This window comes from Streptomyces sp. NPDC050416 (genome assembly GCF_044458845.1).
Classification (GTDB): domain Bacteria; phylum Actinomycetota; class Actinomycetes; order Streptomycetales; family Streptomycetaceae; genus Streptomyces.
This window is the reverse complement of record NZ_JBITII010000011.1, coordinates 256,727-275,091: the sequence shown is the minus strand read 5'-3', so window position 1 is coordinate 275,091 and position 18,365 is coordinate 256,727. Positions and strand designations below refer to the sequence as shown.

At 72.2% G+C, this 18,365-nt stretch carries 15 protein-coding genes; 9 read left to right on the top strand and 6 right to left on the bottom strand.

Annotated elements, in window-relative coordinates; translation table 11 throughout:
• Positions 1-30: 30 nt before the first annotated feature.
• The 9 genes from ACIBL4_RS30995 (at position 31) to ACIBL4_RS30955 (ending at position 9,410) form a co-directional block, all read left to right on the top strand.
• Positions 31-270 carry an SDR family oxidoreductase gene (locus ACIBL4_RS30995; protein ID WP_399415085.1) on the top strand — a complete coding sequence of 80 codons (240 nt, stop codon included), beginning with the start codon at positions 31-33 and terminating at the stop codon, positions 268-270.
• Positions 271-351: 81 nt separating this feature from the next.
• Positions 352-801, top strand: a complete 450-nt coding sequence (locus ACIBL4_RS30990; RefSeq protein WP_399415084.1) for a DUF779 domain-containing protein — start codon at positions 352-354, stop codon at positions 799-801.
• A 29-nt stretch (positions 802-830) separates the two neighbouring features.
• Positions 831-1,046, top strand: a complete 216-nt coding sequence (locus ACIBL4_RS30985; protein ID WP_399415083.1) for an SRPBCC domain-containing protein — start codon at positions 831-833, stop codon at positions 1,044-1,046.
• Positions 1,043-1,237 carry a hypothetical protein gene (locus ACIBL4_RS30980; RefSeq protein ID WP_399415082.1) on the top strand — a complete coding sequence of 65 codons (195 nt, stop codon included), beginning with the start codon at positions 1,043-1,045 and terminating at the stop codon, positions 1,235-1,237. The genes ACIBL4_RS30985 and ACIBL4_RS30980 overlap by 4 nt, the downstream gene beginning before the upstream one ends.
• Positions 1,215-1,385: a hypothetical protein gene (locus ACIBL4_RS30975; protein ID WP_399415081.1), complete on the top strand. Its 171-nt coding sequence runs from the start codon at positions 1,215-1,217 to the stop codon at positions 1,383-1,385. Before ACIBL4_RS30980 ends, ACIBL4_RS30975 begins: the two co-directional genes overlap by 23 nt.
• A 191-nt stretch (positions 1,386-1,576) precedes the next feature.
• On the top strand, positions 1,577-3,061 hold the full coding sequence (locus ACIBL4_RS30970) for a cytochrome P450 (protein ID WP_399415080.1): 1,485 nt from the start codon (positions 1,577-1,579) through the stop codon (positions 3,059-3,061).
• Complete coding sequence (locus ACIBL4_RS30965; protein WP_399415079.1) at positions 3,045-4,052, top strand: (-)-alpha-amorphene synthase; 1,008 nt, start codon at positions 3,045-3,047, stop codon at positions 4,050-4,052. The genes ACIBL4_RS30970 and ACIBL4_RS30965 overlap by 17 nt, the downstream gene beginning before the upstream one ends.
• A gap of 207 nt (positions 4,053-4,259) precedes the next feature.
• Entirely contained in the window at positions 4,260-7,169 is a 2,910-nt protein-coding gene (locus ACIBL4_RS30960) for an ATP-binding protein (protein WP_399415078.1), read from the top strand.
• A gap of 252 nt (positions 7,170-7,421) precedes the next feature.
• Complete coding sequence (locus tag ACIBL4_RS30955) at positions 7,422-9,410, top strand: GDSL-type esterase/lipase family protein (RefSeq protein ID WP_399415077.1); 1,989 nt, start codon at positions 7,422-7,424, stop codon at positions 9,408-9,410.
• Positions 9,411-9,428: 18 nt separating this feature from the next.
• Here ACIBL4_RS30955 and ACIBL4_RS30950 read toward each other — a convergent pair whose 3' ends face one another.
• From ACIBL4_RS30950 to ACIBL4_RS30925, 6 genes are all read right to left on the bottom strand, one after another.
• Positions 9,429-10,910, bottom strand: a complete 1,482-nt coding sequence (locus ACIBL4_RS30950) for an MFS transporter (RefSeq protein ID WP_399415076.1) — start codon at positions 10,908-10,910, stop codon at positions 9,429-9,431.
• Positions 10,911-11,531: 621 nt separating this feature from the next.
• Positions 11,532-12,932 carry a cytochrome P450 gene (locus tag ACIBL4_RS30945; protein WP_399415075.1) on the bottom strand — a complete coding sequence of 467 codons (1,401 nt, stop codon included), beginning with the start codon at positions 12,930-12,932 and terminating at the stop codon, positions 11,532-11,534.
• A gap of 142 nt (positions 12,933-13,074) precedes the next feature.
• A complete protein-coding gene (locus tag ACIBL4_RS30940; protein ID WP_399415074.1) occupies positions 13,075-14,181 on the bottom strand; it encodes an FAD-dependent oxidoreductase in 1,107 nt (368 codons plus the stop codon).
• 196 nt (positions 14,182-14,377) lie between these two features.
• Positions 14,378-15,541: a substrate-binding domain-containing protein gene (locus tag ACIBL4_RS30935; protein WP_399415073.1), complete on the bottom strand. Its 1,164-nt coding sequence runs from the start codon at positions 15,539-15,541 to the stop codon at positions 14,378-14,380.
• 47 nt (positions 15,542-15,588) lie between these two features.
• A complete protein-coding gene (locus ACIBL4_RS30930; RefSeq protein ID WP_399415072.1) occupies positions 15,589-16,698 on the bottom strand; it encodes an ABC transporter permease in 1,110 nt (369 codons plus the stop codon).
• Entirely contained in the window at positions 16,695-18,356 is a 1,662-nt protein-coding gene (locus ACIBL4_RS30925; protein ID WP_399415071.1) for a sugar ABC transporter ATP-binding protein, read from the bottom strand. The genes ACIBL4_RS30930 and ACIBL4_RS30925 overlap by 4 nt, the downstream gene beginning before the upstream one ends.
• Between the last annotated feature and the right edge of the window lie 9 nt (positions 18,357-18,365).

Here is an 18,365-nt window from a genome sequence, read left to right as displayed (position 1 = left end):
AGTGGGGTGAGAGGAGCCACCTGGGGCACCTTGCTCCCCCGTTCGAGGCCGCGCACGCTGGCGAAGGCGGAGGCCGACTTCGACGCCGACGGGCACATGCTCGCGACGCTCGACGCGTGCGGTGCGGGCCGGGCGGGCACGCCCGGCGAGATCGCCGACGCGGTGGCCTTTCTCACCGGCTCGGAGGCGCGGTACATCACCGGCAGCGACCTCCCGGTCGACGGCGGTCAGGCGGCCTGGATCCGCCGGCACATGCGGCGTGCGGGCTGACGGTCCCCGGGGCGCCGGGTTTCCGCGACGGACACTTCCGGGCGACCATGGCGGGGCACCCCTACCGCAGGGAGGTATCCCATGCCCGACTCACCCGCCCCCGACCCCGGCGTGCTGCCGACGACCGCGCGCACGGGACGCGTCGAACTGACGCCCGCCGCCGAGGAACTGCTGCGGCGGCTGACCGGGACGCACGGCCCGGTGATGTTCCACCAGTCCGGCGGCTGCTGCGACGGCAGCGCCCCGATGTGCTACCCGCGCGGAGAGTTCCGGGTCGGTGCCGGTGACGTCCTGCTCGGGCACGTGGCCGGGGACACCCCGTTCTGGATGAGCGGGGACCAGTACGCGTACTGGTCGCACACCCACCTCACCGTGGACGTGGTCCCCGGCCGCGGCAGCGGCTTCTCCCTGGAGGCCCCGGAAGGCGTCCGCTTCCTGCTGCGCTCCCGCCTCCTCACCGACGAGGAACTGCACCGCATCGAGTCGGAACCACCCCTGCCGACCGGGGCGGACGAGGCCGCCCAGGGCTGATCCCGAACGACAGGCCCCAGTGTGAGCTCATGTACACGACGCGGGTCTCCGGGCATGTCGGCGCGCCCCGTGCGGACGTCTACCGAGCGCTGGTGAGCGCGGAGGCGGTCGCGCGCTGGCGGGTGCCGGCCGGGATGAGCGGTGAGGTGCACGAGTTCGACGCGCGGGAGGCGGCCGGTTCCGTGTCTCGCTCACTACGAGGCACGGGACGCCACCGGCAAGTCGGCCGGGCACCTTCCCGGTGACCGTCTTCCGGCTGCCCTCCCTGGACGAGCGGGGCCAGCGCCGGCTGACACTTGCCCTCGACGACCAGGAGCCGACGGTCCTGTCCGGCCAGGCGATCGCCACGGGCGACCGGGGGGACGCCCGGGCCCGCAACGTCGAGGAGGGCGTGGAAGAAGCTGACGGCCACGGTGACCGTGACGGAGCCGGGTGAACACGTCCTGCGGCTGTTCATGACCGACCCCGCGATCGCCCTGGACCAGATCGTCCTCGACACGTGTGGCCTGCCCGCGAGCCATCTCGCGCCGCCGCAGAGCTACCACCGCGTCTTCCACCCCGGCCCCGTTCTTCAGGAGCACTGACGAGACCACAGTTTTCTGGGTGCATCCAGCAGCCGTGATTCGCTCGACGCCCCTCCGTGCATCCATGCGCCCCTACGGAGAAAGGTTTCGGCGAGCGATCGGCTGATTCCATTGGGCAGGACATGAGACGAGCATCAAGCCGGTGCGACCGCACCGAAATCCCGTGTGCCAAATGAGGCAGGTGGTATTCGATGAGCGGCTCTGTTCCCGGACCAGCCCGAGATTGGACAGTGGGCACTGCTCCAGGCATATTCCCATTCATCGGCCACGGTATCGACTTGGTGCGTCGGCCGCTGGCTTTTCTGAAATCTCTGCCCGAACACGGGGACCTGGTCGAGTTACGCCTGGGCCCGCAGCCCGCCTGGATGGCGTGTCACCCGGACCTGGTCCACCAGGTCCTCAGGGACCCGCGCACGTTCGACAAGGGCGGCCCGCTCTACGACAGGCTGCGGATGCTGCTGGGGGACGGCGTAGGCACCTGCCGCCACCAGGATCACCGGCGTCAGCGCAGGCTCCTGCAGCCCGAGTTCCGCAAGGCACGGGTCGCCGACCAGGTGCGCCTGATGGGCGAGGAGGTGGAGTCGGTGTGCCGCGCGTGGCGGACCGGGCAGGCGGTCGACGTCAGCGCGACCATGCTGGACCTGTCCACACGCGTGGTCAGCCGCGTCCTCTTCTCCGACTCGCTCGACACCGCGACGGCCGCGGAGATGCGCAGGTGCCTGGCCACCGTGGTCCGCGGCATGTTCGTCCGGACGGTGATGCCGGTCGACGCCCTGTTCCGTGTTCCCACGCCGGCGAACCGGCGTTACCGGCATGCTTCCGACCGCCTGCGCGCGATCGTCCACACGGCCATCGCCCAGCGCCTGCGAGGCGCTTCCGACGACGACCGCGACGACCTGCTCGGGACCCTGCTGGCGGCCACGCGGGGCGACGGCGGGGCGACGGCGATCACCCACCAGGAAATCCACGGTCAGGTGCTGACACTGATGTTCGCCGGCGCCGAGAGCACCGCCCTGTGCCTCTCCTCCGCCTTGGAGCTCCTGGGACGGCATCCCGAGGAGGAACGCCGCCTGCACCGCGAAGCCGACGCCGTGCTCGCTTCGGGGCAGCCGCCCGGCCCCGACGAGTTGCCGCGCCTCGTCCACACCCGGTGCGTCCTCACCGAGACCCTCCGCCACCGCCCGCCCGGCTGGCTCTTCACCCGCGTCACCACGCGGGAGACGGAGCTCGCCGGGCACCGTCTCCCGCAGGGGGCCACCGTCATGTTCAGCCCGTACCTCCTGCACCACGACCCCGCTCGGTTCCCCGACCCCGATCGCTTCCTCCCCGACCGCTGGCTGCCCGGGCAGGCCGTCGCGGTCCCGCCCGGGGCGGTGATTCCGTTCGGTGCGGGCAGCCGGAAATGCATCGGGGAGACACTCGCGCTGACCGAGGCCACGGTGGCCGTCGCGTTCATCGCCCGGCACTGGCGGCTGCGTCATCTGCCCGGCTATACCGAACGGCTGCGCCCCGCCGCCTCGTTGGGGCCCAGAGGACTGGTGATGGTCAGCGAACCGCGAACGAGGCGGCAGGCGGACCCACCGCGTCGGGGAGACTCACTCTCACCCGGGACAACTGTCGTACCCGTCGTCCTCAACTCACGAACGGCAGGTGGCAACGATGTCCGCGACGCATAAGGAAGTAGCGCTCGCCGCGCAGGAGAAGAATCCGGTCGTCGATCTGAGGGAGCTGATCGACGCGAACCTCTACATGCCCTTCCCGTTCCAGCGCAACCCCCACGCGTTCGAAGCGGCGGCAGGCGTCGAGGAGTGGCTGGGCACCTGGGGGCTGACCGACGACCCGGCGGTGGCGGCCATGATCTCCTGCACGCGCCCTGCCGAACTCGCGGCCTACAACAGTCCGACCATGGACCCGGGGCTCCTCCAGATCATGGCCGACCAGATCGCCTACCAGTTCATCTACGACGACCGCGCGGAGGACGTCGGCCGGCACACGCCGGACCGGCTGCTGCCCATGTTGTGCGAGAGCATCGCGATCCTGCGGGACGGCCAACCGCCCACCACCCCGCTCGGGGCCGCCCTGGCGGACCTCCATCGACAGGTACAGCAGCGGTGCACACCCGCTCAGGCGGCCCGCTGGGCCTCGAACAGCCGTGAGTACGTACACGGCCTGCTGTACGAAGCAGTGGCCCAGTCCCGGTCCGTCCCGGTGGGAAGCGGGCTGTGCCGGTCCATACGCTCCCTCATCGCGGGCGTCGAGCCGTTCTACCCGCTGTGCGAGGCCGCGCAGCCTTGCGAACTGCCCCCGGAGGAGATCCATCACCCCGTCATGCGACGCCTGAGCCGGCTGTCGGCCGACGCGGCGGTGTGGATACCGGACCTGTTCTCCGCGGTGAAGGAACACCAGGCGGGCGGCGTGATCAACCTGGCCCTCGCCTACCAGCGGACGCACCGGTGCTCCCTGCCGGTGGCCGTCACGCTCGCCACACGGCACATCAACAGCACGATCCGCGAGTTCGAGGAGCTCTCCGATGAGCTGCGACCGGAGTTGAGCCCGTCCGGCGTCGGCTACGTGGAGGGCATGGCCGGCTGGATCCGCGGTTGCTACTTCTGGTCCCGGACCGTGCCGCGGTACGCGGACACGATGGCGGCACCCGCGGCGCTCTGATCCGCTGCCCGACCGGTCGTTTCCACCGCAGGGGTCCAGAGAGGGGCGAAACACAGCAGAATACCCGAAAGGCTGAGACCCGAACCGCTCCCGCGGGGAAATTCACCCGCTCTGTCGACCTCCCGTTCCGACCCGGCCACGGGGCGTGCACGAGGTCGTACGCTCGCCCCGTCCGGCGGGGAGCAACGACAGGAAGCGGTAGACCACATGGCCCATGGGCTGCGGCAACCGATCACCGAAGAACGGCCTCTACTCGAACGCGACGAGGAACTCCAGGCCATCGGCCACGCCTTGGCGGAGCTCCGTGACACCGTCGACGGGGTGCCCCAGGTACCGCGCGGCGGATTGCTCGCCTTCACCGGCGAGGCCGGGCTGGGCAAGACGACACTCATCGCGGCGGTGCGGGCCCGCGCCGCCGCCCTCGGGTTCACGGTGTTCTCCGGCAAGGGCGGCGAGAACGAGCGGGGGATGGCGTTCCGCGTCGTCCGCCAGGCCATGCATCCCATCCTGGCCAGGATGGGCGAGGCGGAGCGCCGGGATTTCCTGGGCAGTTGGTACGACATCGTCGGCGCCGCGCTCGGTCTTGAGGCCACGGACCCCGCTCGGATGCCGGACCCGACCGGCGTACGCGACGGGCTCGACTGGGTCATGACGCGACTGACGATGTTGAACTCGCCTGTCGTTCTGCTCCTGGACGACCTGCACTGGGCCGATGCCGAATCCCTCGACTGGCTCGCCTCCTTCGCACCCCGGGTCGCGAACCTCCCGCTGCTGATCGTCGTCGGCTACCGGCCCGACGAACTTCCGTCCGACGCGGCCTCGTTCCGTACGCTCGTCGAACGCCACGAGCAGCGCCCGCACGTGCTGTCCCCGCTCGGCGAGGCCGGCGTGGCGCGGATCATCAGGAACGAAGTGGGTGAGGAAGCCGAGGACGCGTTCTGCGGCGAGTGCTGGACGGTCACCTGTGGAAGCCCCTTCGAGGCCGTCGAACTGGCCATCAGGCTCCGTGAGCGGGGGGTGAGGGGCACCCAGGACGAGTTGCCCCTGATGCGGGACCTCGCCGCTGCGGTCAAGGGCCCCGGCCTGATCGAGCGCCTCAAACGGCTCGGCCCGGGCACCATCCGCTTCGCGTGGGCCGGCGCTGTCCTGGGCGGGCCCTTCTCAACGGAAGTTGCCGCCGACCTCGCGGTACTCGGCAGCGAGGAGGCCGCCGAGGCGGCCGAGAAGCTGCGCGCCCGCCGCATTCTCGCGGACACCGAAGAGCCCGGGGGCGGACTGGAGTTCGTCCACCCGCAGATCGCCACGACGATCTACCGCGACATCCCCGCGGGCCTGCGGGTCGGCATGCACAACGCGGCCGCCCATGCCGCCCAGGCGGTCGGGGCCGACCCCACTGTCGCCGCCCGGCACCTGCTGGAGGTTCCCTGCGACGGCCGACCCGAGGCGGTCGCGTGCCTGCGCGCCGCCGCGCGTGAGTACCTCCGTGCCGGGGCCCCGGAGGCCGCCCGGCGCGTGCTGACCCGCGCACTGCGGGAACCACCTCCTGCCGAGGACCGCGCCGCCCTTCTCCACGAGCTGGCCTGCTCGACCTTCCTGATCGAGCCCACGGCCACGGTCGGCTTTCTGCGCGAGGCGCTGAAGGAGCCGGGAATCGACCCCGACCTGCGCGCCTCCATCGTCTACCGGCTGACCCAGGCGCTGGCCCACACCGACCGGCTGACCGAGGCCGCGACCGTGGCCGCCGACGAGGCGCGGCGCGCCATCAACGCGCGCGTCAAACTGCGCATGCAGGCCGATCACTTCGTGTGGAGCGCGTTCCGCGCCGACGAACCCGACTCCTCCGCCCGCTCGCGCCGGCTGGCGCGGCTGGCGGACAAGCTGCCCGGCCGGGGCCTGGAGGAGCGCTACATCCTGGGGCTGCGGGCGTGGGACGCCCTCGTGCGCGGCGAGCCGCGGCGGACCGCCCTCGGGCATGCCGAGGAGGCCCTCCGCGGGGGGATGAGCTGGACCGACGAGAACCGCGGCTTCGAGGTGCCCGTCGCGGTCGCCCTGCTGTTCATGTACTGCGATCAGCCACGGCGGGCCGAGGAACTCTTCGCCGAAGGCATGGCCGAGTGCGAGCACATGGGGTGGCGCGGTTCCCATCTGGCGCAGGGCCAGACGCTCCTGGGCTACATCCGCTACCGCCGTGGCTGCCTGCGTGAGGCGGAAGAACTCGTCCAGGCCGGGCTGCACACCGCCGAGCGCGTCGAAGGAGCGGTGCCCGCCCAGTGGTTCGCCATCGGCATTCTCATCCAGACCCTGCTGGCCCGTGGACGCACCGGCGACGCACGCCGGCTCGCCGACAGCCACCACTACGGCAACGTCGTCCCCAACGCCGTCATCTTCCCGGATCCCCGCACGGTGTACGCCGACCTGCTCATGGCGGAGGGGCGACTCCCCGAGGCGGCGCGGCTGTTGTCCGAGGTCGGGGAGTGGCTGGAGGCGCGGGACTGGCGCAACCCCGCGTGGTGCCCCTGGCAGCTGGGACTGGCCTCGGCGCTCGCCCGCACCGCCCCGGAGGAGGCGGTCCGCCATGCCCAGGACGCCGTCAAGCGGGCCCGGGACTTCGGTGCGGCCTCCGCGATCGGCCGGGCGCTGCATATCCAGGCGGAGGTGACGGGCGGGGAGGCGGCGCTCGACCTGCACGCGCAGGCCGTCGACCAGCTGGAGCAGTCGCCCGCCGCCTACGAACTGGCCCGCGCCCTGGTCGGCCACGGTGCCGCACTGGCTCGCAACGGCCGCCTGCACGACGCCGCCGACCGGCTCTACCAGGGCCTGGAGGGCGCGGTGCACTGCGGTGCCGGGGGTCTGGCCGCCCGGGCCAGGCGGGAGCTCTCCGCGGCGGGACTGCGCCCGCTGCCCCTGCGCTACCCGCAGACGGACATACTGACGGCCCAGGAGCGCCGGGCCGCCGAGATGACGGCCCTGGGCCACCCGGCTTCGGTGGTCGCGAAGGATCTGCGGCTCACCGAGCAGGGCGTGCGGCAACTGCTGTCCTCGGTGTACCGAAAACTCGGCACGGACGCATCCGGCCTCCCCGACGCCCTGTCGAACCGCTTCCGGAACGAGCGGTAGCGGCCGGGAGCCCGACCACGCACCCCGGCCGCCCGTGGGCTCACCGCACCTTCTTGAGGCAGGGCGGCAGGTCGGGCCGGGCGGTGGGAGGTGCCGGAACCGGCCGTACGCGGACACACCGGTCTCGCGCGGAACACCCGGTGCAACTTCCGCCAGTGGTCGGCTACTTGACGTCTGAACCGTTTCACTGCTTCCCTCGGAAGGCTGCCTATGGGAGCGCTCCCAGACCACCCCCACGTGAAAGGGAACCCCGTGCAGACCTCTCCCCACCCCTCACTCAGACGCGCCCTGCCCGCTCTCCTCACCGCCGCGCTGCTCGCCTGCCTTCTGTCCGTGGCGGGCGGCTCTCCCGCGCGGGCCGCGGCGGGGGACGGCTCGGTGTCCGATCCCAACATCGCGTACGTCGGGCGCTGGGACACCTCCTCCGGGACCTCCGCCGTGTCCAACTGGACCGGCGGCTACCTCCAGACCGGCTTCACCGGCACCACCGTGAAGGTCAGGGCCAGGAACGCGGTCAACTTCTACGCCAGCATCGACGGCGGCCCCGACGTCTTCCACGCCGGTGTGCGCGGCACGGTGAACCTCACTCCCCGGCCGCTCTCCCCCGGCACCCACACGCTGCGCGTGTCCTACCGCTCCGGTGACACCGTCTTCCAGGGGCTGGTCCTGGACTCCGGTGCGCGGACCGTCGCCGCCGGCGCCCCGTCCGGGCTGGTGGAGTTCGTCGGGGACTCCATCACCGCCGGGGCGCTGACCGACCGGCTGGCGCTGGACTCGTACGCCTGGAAGACCGGGGAGCGGCTGGGCATGCGGCACACGCGGATCGCCCGGTCCGGATACTGCCTGGTCGCGCGGTCGGGGTGCGCCGGTCTGAGCGGGCAGTTCTTCAGGACGGCCAGCACCGGCGACGCGGCCTGGGACTTCTCCCGGTACCGGGCCGACGCGGTCGTCATCAACCTCGGCACCAACGACATCGGGCACGGCGTGTCCGGCGCCGACTTCCGGCTCGCGTACACCACGTTCCTGCGGGACGTGCGCGCGAAGTACCCCGCGGCCCACCTCTTCGCGGTGCAGACGCTGAAGAAGCGCTACGTCACCGAGACCAGGGCCGCCGTCAGCGCCCGCAACAGCGCCGGTGACGCCCGGGTGCACTACGTCGACACCTCGGGCTGGCTCACCGACGGCGCCGACTACGAGGACGGCAACGGGCATCCCAACGAGGCGGGTCACACCAAGTTCGCCGAGCGCCTGGCCCCGGTCGTCCGCGCCCGGCTCGGCAGCGGCGCCACAGTGAAGGCGGCGGCTCCCGGGCAGCCCGGCGACCCGAACATCAAGTTCGTCGGCCGCTGGGACACCACCAGTTCCGCGACCGCCTACACCCCCTACTGGGCGGGCGCCTACTACCGGGTCGGCTTCACCGGCAGGACGGTCAAGCTGAAGCAGCGCGGCACGATCGATCTGTGGGCGCGGATCGACAACGGGCCGGTGACGTTCTACGACGACGTCAAGGGGACGGTGAACCTGACCCCGGCGGCCCTGTCCTCCGGGAACCACACGCTCCAGGTCAATTACCAGGTGGTGGCCGGATCGTACAAGGGCGACGCCGTCTTCCAGGGGCTCGTCCTGGACAGCGGCGCGACGACCTTCGCCCCGCCGGCCCCGGCCAGACTGGTCGAGTTCGTCGGCGACTCGATCACCGTGGGCACGACGACCTCGCAGAACGCCCGTACCGCGTACGGCTGGCTGATCGGGGAGCGGCTGGGCGTGGAGCACACGCAGATCGCGCAGGGCGGGGCGTGCCTGGTGGCCGCGGCGGACGGCTGTGTGGGCCTCGAGCGGCAGTTCACCAAGCTCAATCCGAACGCCGCGACGCCCGACTGGAACTTCTCCCGCTACCGGGCCGACGCGGTCGTCATCAACCTCGGCACCAACGACGTCGGGCACGGGGTGAGTTCCGCACAGTTCCAGTCGGCGTACGGCAGTCTGCTGCGCAAGGTCCGGGCGGCGTATCCGCAGGCGTGGATCTTCGCGCTGGAGACGTTCCGCGGGCGGTACGTCCCGCAGACCGAGGCCGCGGTGAAGGCCGCCTTCGCCGGCGGTGACACGCGGGTCTCCTTCGTCGACACGACCGGCTGGCTGGGCTCGGGCGATCTGACGGACTCGGTGCACCCCAACGACCGGGGGCACCGGGTCATCGCCGACCGGCTGGCACCGGTCATCGCCGGGAAGATCGGGGGGTAGCGGCACCGGGGGCGGGCCTCACATCGGGCCGGGGCCCGCTCCTCCCTTGAGGCGGTCCAGGTCGGAGGGGCGGACCTGGATGACGATCAGGGCGATCAGCGCGGCGATCGCGGTGAAGATCGCCGCCATGATGAAGGAGGCCGAGACGCCGGCGGTGAGGATCTCGTCGGACCAGGGTTTCGGCAGTTGCCCGGTGCGTTCGAAGCGCAGGCGCTCGGCAGGGGTGGCCTGCTGCTGGAAGAGCGGGATCTGCTTCTCGGCCTCGTTGGTGCTGGCCGTGCCGTACATGGTGACCAGGATGGACAGGCCGAGGGAGCCGCCGACCTGCTGGGTGGCGTTGAGCAGTCCGGAGGCCGCGCCGGTCTCCGGCGTGGGCACGTTGGACAGCGCCATGAGGGTCAGCGACACGAACTCCATGCCCATGCCGAGGCTGAAGACGAGCATCGGGCCGAGGACGCTGCCCGCGTAGGTGGAGTGCACGTCGGTCAGCGTGAGCCAGGCCAGCCCGGCCGCGGCCAGGATCGCGCCGATCACCATGAACGGCTTGGGGCCGTAGACGGGCAGGAACCGCGAGGCCAGTCCGGCGCCGATGGCGATGACCGCGCTGACCGGCAGGAAGGCCAGTCCGGCTTGGAGGGGACTGAAGCCCAGCACGTCCTGCACGAAGAGCGTGAGGAAGAAGAACATGCCGAAGATGGCGGCGGCCAGGCACAGCATGATGCCGTAGGTGCCCGCGCGGTTGCGGTCGGCGAACATGTGCAGGGGTGTGATGGGCTGTCTGGAGCGCCGCTCGATCAGGATGAAGCCCGTCAGCACGACGACGGCCGCGGCGAACGAGGCGAGGGTGAGGGCGTCGCGCCAGCCCTCCTGCGCGGCCCTGATGAACCCGTAGACGAGCAGCACCATGCCCACGGTCGAGGTGAGCGCGCCGGTGGCGTCGAAGCGCCCGGGGTGGCGTTCGGACTCCCTGATCCAGCGGGGGGTGGCGAGCACGATGAGCAGGCCGATGGGCACGTTGACGAACAGCACCCACCGCCAGTTCAGCCACTCCACCAGGATGCCGCCCGCGAGCAGACCGATCGCGCCGCCGCCCGCCGAGACCGCGGCGAACACGCCGAATGCGCGGTTGCGTTCGGGGCCTTCGCGGAAGGTGGTGCTGATCAGGGAGAGGGCCGTCGGGGAAGCGATAGCGCCGCCGACGCCCTGCAGGGCCCGTGCGCCGAGGAGTTGACCGGCGTTCTGGGCGAGCCCGCCGAGCAGGGAGGCGAGGGCGAAGAGCAGCACGCCGAATACGAAGACGCGCCGCCGTCCCAGGATGTCGCCCGCCCTGCCGCCGAGCAGCAACAGGCCGCCGAAGGTGAGGGTGTAGGCGCTGACCACCCAGGCCAGGCTCGTGGTGGAGAAGTCCAGCGCCCTCTGGATGTGTGGCAGCGCGATGTTCACAATCGTGATGTCGAGGACCACCATCAGCTGGCACGAGGCGAGGACGAACAGTGCCATCGCGTTCCCACCACCACCGGATTCCCTGGTGGTGGTCGCCTGTGGTGAAGCCGGCTGCGGGCTGCTGCCTGCGGAGTCCACCGTTCGACGGTACGCCCACGCTCCGGACCCCACCACTCGATCAACGTCGGTGCGATGTCCGGCTCGCCGGTGACGTCATGTGTGGTCTCCCCCGGTCTGGGTGACCTGCCCGTCCTCGGAGGCCGTCGCCCTCATCCGGATGTACTCGGGCGGAGATGCCCGGTCGGGGGCGGGGCCGGTCCGCCCCGTGTCGTGTGGTGGCCCGCGGTCTGGGTGACCCGTCCCCTGCCGGTGGCTTTCGCGCGGAGGGGGACCGTACGCCCCGCTGCGGCAGGCTCGCCGGGGGCCTGGGCGGCCCCACCAGCCCATCGCGCTGAGGACCGCGGTCGCGCCGAGCGTGGCGAAGGCGACCGCCACAGCCCACCGTTCCGCGGATCGCAGTGGAGTCGGGCTCGGTGTGAACGGGCAGGTCATCGAGGTCAACCTGCCCGGCCCCCGCGGGCGCGCGACAGCACCGTTCGTCACGCGTGCGGCATGAGACCGTCACCCCCGGACCGGGAGTAACGGTGACACGCCATGGGTGTTCCGGACCGGCTCCGGTCAGCGGCCGCCGCGGATCAGGCCCGTCAGATAGCGCCACAGCGAGGACCGCTGCCGGGCGGACCGGTCCGGCAGGACCTCTTCGGCCACCTCCGGCGCGGGACCGTCGGCCGGCGGACGCGCGGGCGCCGCTGAGAGGTCGTACCGTACGGGCAGCGAGCGCAGGCCGCGCATGAAGGGGGAGGAGCGCCAGGGCAGTTGGTCGGCGGGCAGGGCGAGGTCGAGGTGGTCGAACCGCTCGAACAGGCGCCCCACACCGGCCGCCGCGACCGTCGAAGCGAGCTCGCGCGCCGGGCACTGGCGCGGCCCGGCTCCCCAGGACAGGTGTGCCCGGGTGCTGATGGTGGTGCCGGAGGCGACGTGGTCGGCGAAGAGCGGGTCGGCGTGCGCGGCGGCCGAGGAGACCCACACCGGGTCGCCGGCCCGGATCGTGTAGTTGCCGAGCGGGGTGTCCTCGGCGGCGAAGCGCGGGACGAAGTTCACCAGGGGCGGCTTGCGCATGACGGACCGGTTCATGGCCTCCCTGACCATCCCGGCGGACAGACTGGCGCGCACGCTGCCCTCGCCCGAGATGACCTCCACGACGGTGTTGGAGATGAGGATGCCGACGTGGTCGGAGGTCATGCCGAGCAGCATGAACAGCTCGCGGGCCAGCTGGTCCAGCGACAGGTCGGGGTGCGCGGCCAGCAGGTAGGAGGGGAAGTCGTCGCCCGGCTTCTCCAGCTTCGTCGCGGCCAGTTCCGCCAGCGTCGCCAGCAGGCGCTCCAGTGCGGCCTCCGCGTCCGGGCCGGCGTCGAGGACGCGCCACATGTCCATCAGGGCGTCGTCGCCCTGCGAGCCGGGGAAGCCGAGCAGGTGGCTGGCCACCATCAGCGGCAGCGGCCGGGAGAACTGCGCGGACAGGTCCGCCACGCCCGTCTTCCCGCCCTGCCCGACCAGGGTGATCAGCTCGTCGGCGTAGGCGGTGACGGCGGCCTTGAGGCGCTTGGCCTGGGGGTGGCGCGGGTCCTGGAACGGCTTGAGGGCCACGTCCCAGGCCGTGCGCAGCGGCCGGTAGCCGGGGCCGCCCTGGATCAGGATGTGGTTGACCTCCAGGGACGGGCCGAGCGGCCAGTCGGCCGGCACCCGGCCCTCGGAGCGGGCCCGCCAGTTCTCCAGCCCCTTCGGGAAGCCGTCGTTGTCCTGGAGAACCTGGAGCGCCTCGCGGTAGCCGAGGACCAGCCAGGCGGGTACGCCGAGCAGGTCGACCGGCGCGACGGGGCCGTGCTGCTGCCTCAGCCGCTCGTACACGAGCGCGGGGCGCGTCTCGTAGTCACGGGTCAGCAACGGTTCGGGACTCAGCGCCTCCAGCCGTGTGTCGTCCAGGTCCACTGATCCGCCGTCACCCCACTGGGAGTCCATCGTCCTGCCACCCTCCGACACGCCCTGTACCGGCACACCATCAGTCGGTAGCCGGAAACGTGGGGACCCTACCCCAGGGGCAACCGGCGGGTAACGACGGGGGGGTGGGGTCACGCGGGGGTGATCCGGCCCGGCCCGTGGATCAGGCGGCGGTGTAACCGAGTTGGCGCCGCATGTAGGGCGTCATGAGGGTCTTCGCCTTGGCCATGACCGTGGTGCGGCTGCCGAGGACCGCGGACTCGCCGCCCGGTACGGGCAGCACGGTCAGTCCGTCGGCCGGGCCGAACGGCACGATGAGCGGGGTGCGCTGGACCGGCCGGTAGAAGCGCGGTTCCTTGCGGTGCTTGCCAGAACTCTGCAAGTAGGCGCGGATGTTGTGGGCGGCGATGTCGGCCTGGGCGAGGGCGGCGGGGGTGATCTTGAGTTCGCTGACGTCGTTCACGTCGCCGACGGCGAACACGTCCAGCCTGCCCTCCACCCGGAGCGTCCGGTCGACCTTGACGTGTCCGTCCCGGTTCAGCCAGTCGCCGTGTCCGGCGAGGCGGAGCCAGAGCGTGTTGGGTGTGGTGCCCGTCGCCCAGAAGGACAGGTCGGCCTCGATGACGGTGCCGCGGCCGTCGCGGTAGGTGCCGAAGTCGTTGCCGGGCGACATGAACGAGTCGAGCCGGACCTCGATGTCATGGGCCTCCAGCCACGCCAGGGCCTTGCGCCCCGGCCGCGCGCTGCCCGTGGCGTCGAGCAGGGCCGGTCCGGAGTGGGCGAGTGTGACGCGGGCGTCCGGCCGGGCGAGGCGGATCTCGGCGCTGAGTTCGACGCCGCCGGGGCCGCCGCCGACGACGAGGACGTGCTCGGCCGTGGCGATGTTGCGCTGGTGCTCGGCGAACGATTTGGCCGCCTCGTCGACGGTGGTGCCCAGGAAGCGGGCCGGCTCCGGATAGTCGGCGCCGGTGGCGATCACGACCACGTCGTAGGGCAGCCGCTCGCCCGTGGCGAGGACGACCTGCCGCTCGGCGGTGTCGATGCGGACGGCCTTGCCGGGGACCACGCGGCCGCGCCGCAGCAGCCGGTCGTACGGGATGAAGGGCGTGTGCGTCCACTCGGGGCGCACCCCCGCGCGCAGGGAGGCGACGCGGTGGAAGAAGACCTCCTTGCGGTCCACCAGCGTGACCCGGGCCGTCGTGTCCAGCCGCCTCGCCAGCCGGACGCCGCCATAGCCGCCGCCGATCACCACTACGTCGCCGTCGTACACGCCCGGTCTCCTGTGCCTGTGGGGGGTGCGAGAGCCGCCGCGGAACGGGCCCCGCTCGGATCGACCCCCGGCGGCCACTCGACTGACGGTGAGATTAGCGCTTGAAACTTAAAGGGATCCTGGGGTTCCGTGCATGTTCCGTGAAGAGATGGGCACCTGATCGGACGTCACCGACCCGGGCGTCCCCGGCTGGGCGTCACTTCCCCCAGATCCTCCGGTACGCCTCCCGGTAGCCCGACGGGTCCCAGGTCGTGGCGCCTTCGCTGTTGTCGGCCGTGGCGATGTGGACGGGGGCCGTGTACCCGCTGGCCGGGCGGCCGGAGAAGGCGCGGTTGAACTCGTCGACGATCTGCCAGCCCTGGAGGGACAGCGGTTCGGGCACGGTGGCGGCCTGGTACTGCCTGCTGTTGACGCGCTGGAAGGCGGACGGATCCCCGTCGCCCGCGCCGATGTTGTAGGGCGGCCCGGAGCCCTTCTCGCCGGCCGCGCGGAAGGCGGGTGCGGCGTCGGCGAAGTACAGGTCGTTGATGGCGACGGAGTGGGTCCACCGGTCCTGGAACCGGGAGAGCAGCGAGGAGATCTCCCGCGGGGTGCGGCTGCTCGCGTCCGGGATCGGGATGTTCTCGACGGAGAGCAGCCGCACTCCCCGGCACCTGGCGAGTTCCTTCCTGATCAGGTCCGACTTGTTCTTCGCGAAGGGGATCGACGCGTCGGTGATGAGCACGACCCCGGCGCGGCCGTCCGAGTCGGAGATGATCCACTGCGCGCTGATGCGGGCCACGTCCTGGACGCGGGTGGTGACGTTGGTGAAGAGGTCGGGGTCCCGGCTGGGGCCGGGTTCGGGGACCGCGTGCCAGCCGATGAGCGGGATGCGCTGCGCGTTGGCCCGGGCGGCCTGCTGTGCCGTCGAGTCGGGGTCGAAGCCGCCGATGACGATGCCCGAGGGTCTGAGGGCGACGGCCTCGCTCATGGCCGCCTGGATGCCGGCCGGGGTGCCTCCGCCGTCGATCACCCGGACGTCCCATCCGATGGCCCGCGCGGCTTCCCGCACCCCCCTCGCGGCGCCCGCGACGCCGGGATTGGTCATCGTCTGGGCGACGTAGACGATGGTCTTGCCGGACACCGCCTCGGGGCCGGTGGTGGGTCCGCCCCAGGGAATGTCGGTCCGCTCGGCGCGGGCGACGGCGGCCCGCGCCCCGGCCTGGACGTCGGGGCAGCCGCTCGGGCCCGTCGCGGTCTTGTCCGCGCCGTCCGAGGAACCGCGCTCGCAGCCGACGAGGGCGGTCGCCGTCGCCAGCAGGGCGCAGCAGACGAGCCGCGCGGTGCGGGCTCCGGGGGCGGCCTTGCGGTTGGGGTGCACGGGGGCTCCTGTGAGGGGATCGGCGCGACGGGACGGTGCCGAGGGGGTCAGGGGGGTGTGCCCGCCGTGCCGCCCTCCGGCGGCGGGGAGGAGGGAGGCGGCGAGGACGGTGGCGGGGGCGGCGCGGCTGGTGTGTCGCGGGCCGCGGCGCCGCCGCGCAGCCTGCGGCGGGCGGCGTATCCGGCGAGGCCCACGGCGATGAGCAGGGTGCCGCCGTGGAACAGCGGGACCGTCCAGAAGTCGGCGCCGAGCTGTGCGATGCCGGTGAGGCCGACGGCCAGGACGGCGACGGCGACGACGGTGCCGAGGGCGTTGGGCCGGCCCGGTTTGATCGCCGTGGAGCCGAGCAGGGCACCGACGAAGGCGGGCAGCAGGTAGTCGAGGCCGACGCTCGGGTTGCCGATCTGCTGCTGGGACGCGAGCAGCACACCGGCGAAGCCGACGATCAGTCCCGAGGCGGCGAAGGCGTAGACGGTGTAGGTGCGGGTCGGGATGCCGACGAGGTCGGCCGCGCGCGGGTTCGATCCGACGACGTACAGGTACCGGCCGAGCGGCAGCCGCTCCAGCACCAGCCAGAGGACTCCGGCGAGGGCGAGCACGTAGAAGGCGGGGACCGGGAGGCCGAGGAACGTGGAGTCGTAGAGGTCGGTGAACGCGGGCGGGAGGCCCTGCGGGCCGGGGACGATCCGGCTGCCGTCGGTGATCCAGCCGGTCACGGCGTACATCATGCTGCCGGTGCCGAGGGTGGCGATGAAGGAGTCGATCCGGCCGAACTCGACGATGACGCCGTTGAGGACGCCCACGACCAGGCCTCCGGCGAGCACGGTGAGGCAGGCGAGCGGCCAGGGCCAGCCCGCGTTGACGACGAGCTGCATCACCATGACGTGGGCCAGTCCGAGGCCGTAGCCGATGGAGAGGTCGAACGCGCCGGTGACGATGGGCACCATGGCGGCCAGTGCGAGGACGGCCGGGATCGACTGGTTGGACAGGATCGAGTCGACGGTGTCCAGCGTGGGGAAGGTGTCCGGCAGGGTGAGGGAGAAGACCAGGTAGAGCAGGGCGGTGAGGGCGAGCAGGCCGTAGGCGCCGATGCGGTTCCCGCCGGGGGCGCGCCTGCGCGCGGGGCGGGGCGGGGAGGGGGAGGGCGGCTCGGTCATGGGTTCGTCGCGGCCGTGAGCGGGGGCATGGCCGAGGCGGCCCGGGTGAGCCCGGTGACGGTGAGGGCGCCGCCGCTCAGTTCGGCCGTCACGGACCCGCGGACGAAGACCAGGGTGCGTCCGCACACGCTCGCGACCTCCTCGAAGTCGGTGGACAGGAGCAGCACCGCGAGGCCCGCCGACAGCGCCTCGTCGAGCAGGCGGTGGATCGCGGCCTTGGCGCCGACGTCCACGCTCGCGGTCGGCTCCTCGAGGATCAGCAGCCGCAGCTCCGTCCGCAGCCAGCGGCCGATCATGACCTTCTGCTGGTTGCCGCCGGAGAGCGTGGCGATGGGGGCCTCGCTGTCGCGGGGGCGCACCGAGAACCGGTCGATGAGGGCGGCGGCTTCGGAGCGTTCGTTCCGGGGACCGATCCAGCGCGGCGCCCGCCGTCCTCCCGCGCGGGGATTGGCCAGGAGGTTCTCCCGTACGGTCAGTTCGGCGAGACAGCCCTCCCGCAGCCGGTCCCCCGGTACGAAGCCGACGCCACGGGCGACGGCCTCCGCGACCGAGCGGGGCTGATACGGCCGCCCGTGCAGCACGGCCCGCCCCCCGACGAGCGGCCGGGCCCCGGCCAGGGCACGTCCCAGGTCCGTGTGCCCGGCATCCGAGAGCCCGACCAGCCCCAGAACCTCTCCGGCGGCCACTTCCAGGCTGACGGGCCCGGCCAGGGGAGTGCGTACGGAGTCGAGGGCCAGGACGGGTGGTGTGGCTGCCGGGGGCGTGGCCGGGTGGGCGGTGGCCGGAGGGGTGGCAGGGTGGTCGGCAGCCGGAGTGCGGGCCGAGCGGGCAGCGGCCGGAGTGCCGACGGGGCCATCGGCAGGCGAGGGCCGGGCGGGGCGGGTGGAAAGCGGGGTGCTCTCCTCGCCGACGATGTCGTGGACCAGTCGGGCTGGGCTATGGCCGGCGAGGCGGCCGTGGCTGACCAGGCGGCCGTCGCGCAGGACGGCGAAGGTGTCGGCGACCTGGTACACCTCGTCCAGGCGGTGGCTGACGTAGAGGATCGCGTGGCCGCGGTCGCGCAGGTCGTGCAGGACGCCGAAGAGCCGGGCGCTGTCCGCGGCGGGCAGACGGGCGGTCGGCTCGTCGAGGACGATGAGCTTCGCGTGGGCCGCCAGGGCCCTGGCGATGGCGACGAGCGAGCGCTCGGCCGGTGCGAGGCCGGAGACCGGCGCGTCGGGGTCGAGGTGCCCGGCGACGATCCGCAGCGCGTCGACGCAGCGCTCACGGGTGCGCCGCCAGGAGACCAGCCCGGTGCGGCGGGCGTATCCGTTGGTCAGAGCGATGTTCTCGGCGACCGTCATCCACTCCACGAGCCCGAGGTCCTGGTGGATGAAGGACATGCTCCCGGACGCGGCCGGACTGCCGAGGGGCATGCCGTCCACGGTGATCTGTCCGGTGTCGGCGGGGTGGACACCGGCGAGGATCTTGATGAGCGTGGACTTGCCGGCGCCGTTGGGCCCGAGCAGGGCGAGCACGCTGCCGGCGTGGACGTCGAGGTCGACCCCGGCCAGCGCGACGGTCCCGCCGAACCGCTTGCCGAGCCCGCGGATACGGACCAGGGGCTCCGGCCCGAAGGGTGAAGCCGCCTTCACCGGCGTGTCAGGAGCGTCGCGCACCCGATCAAA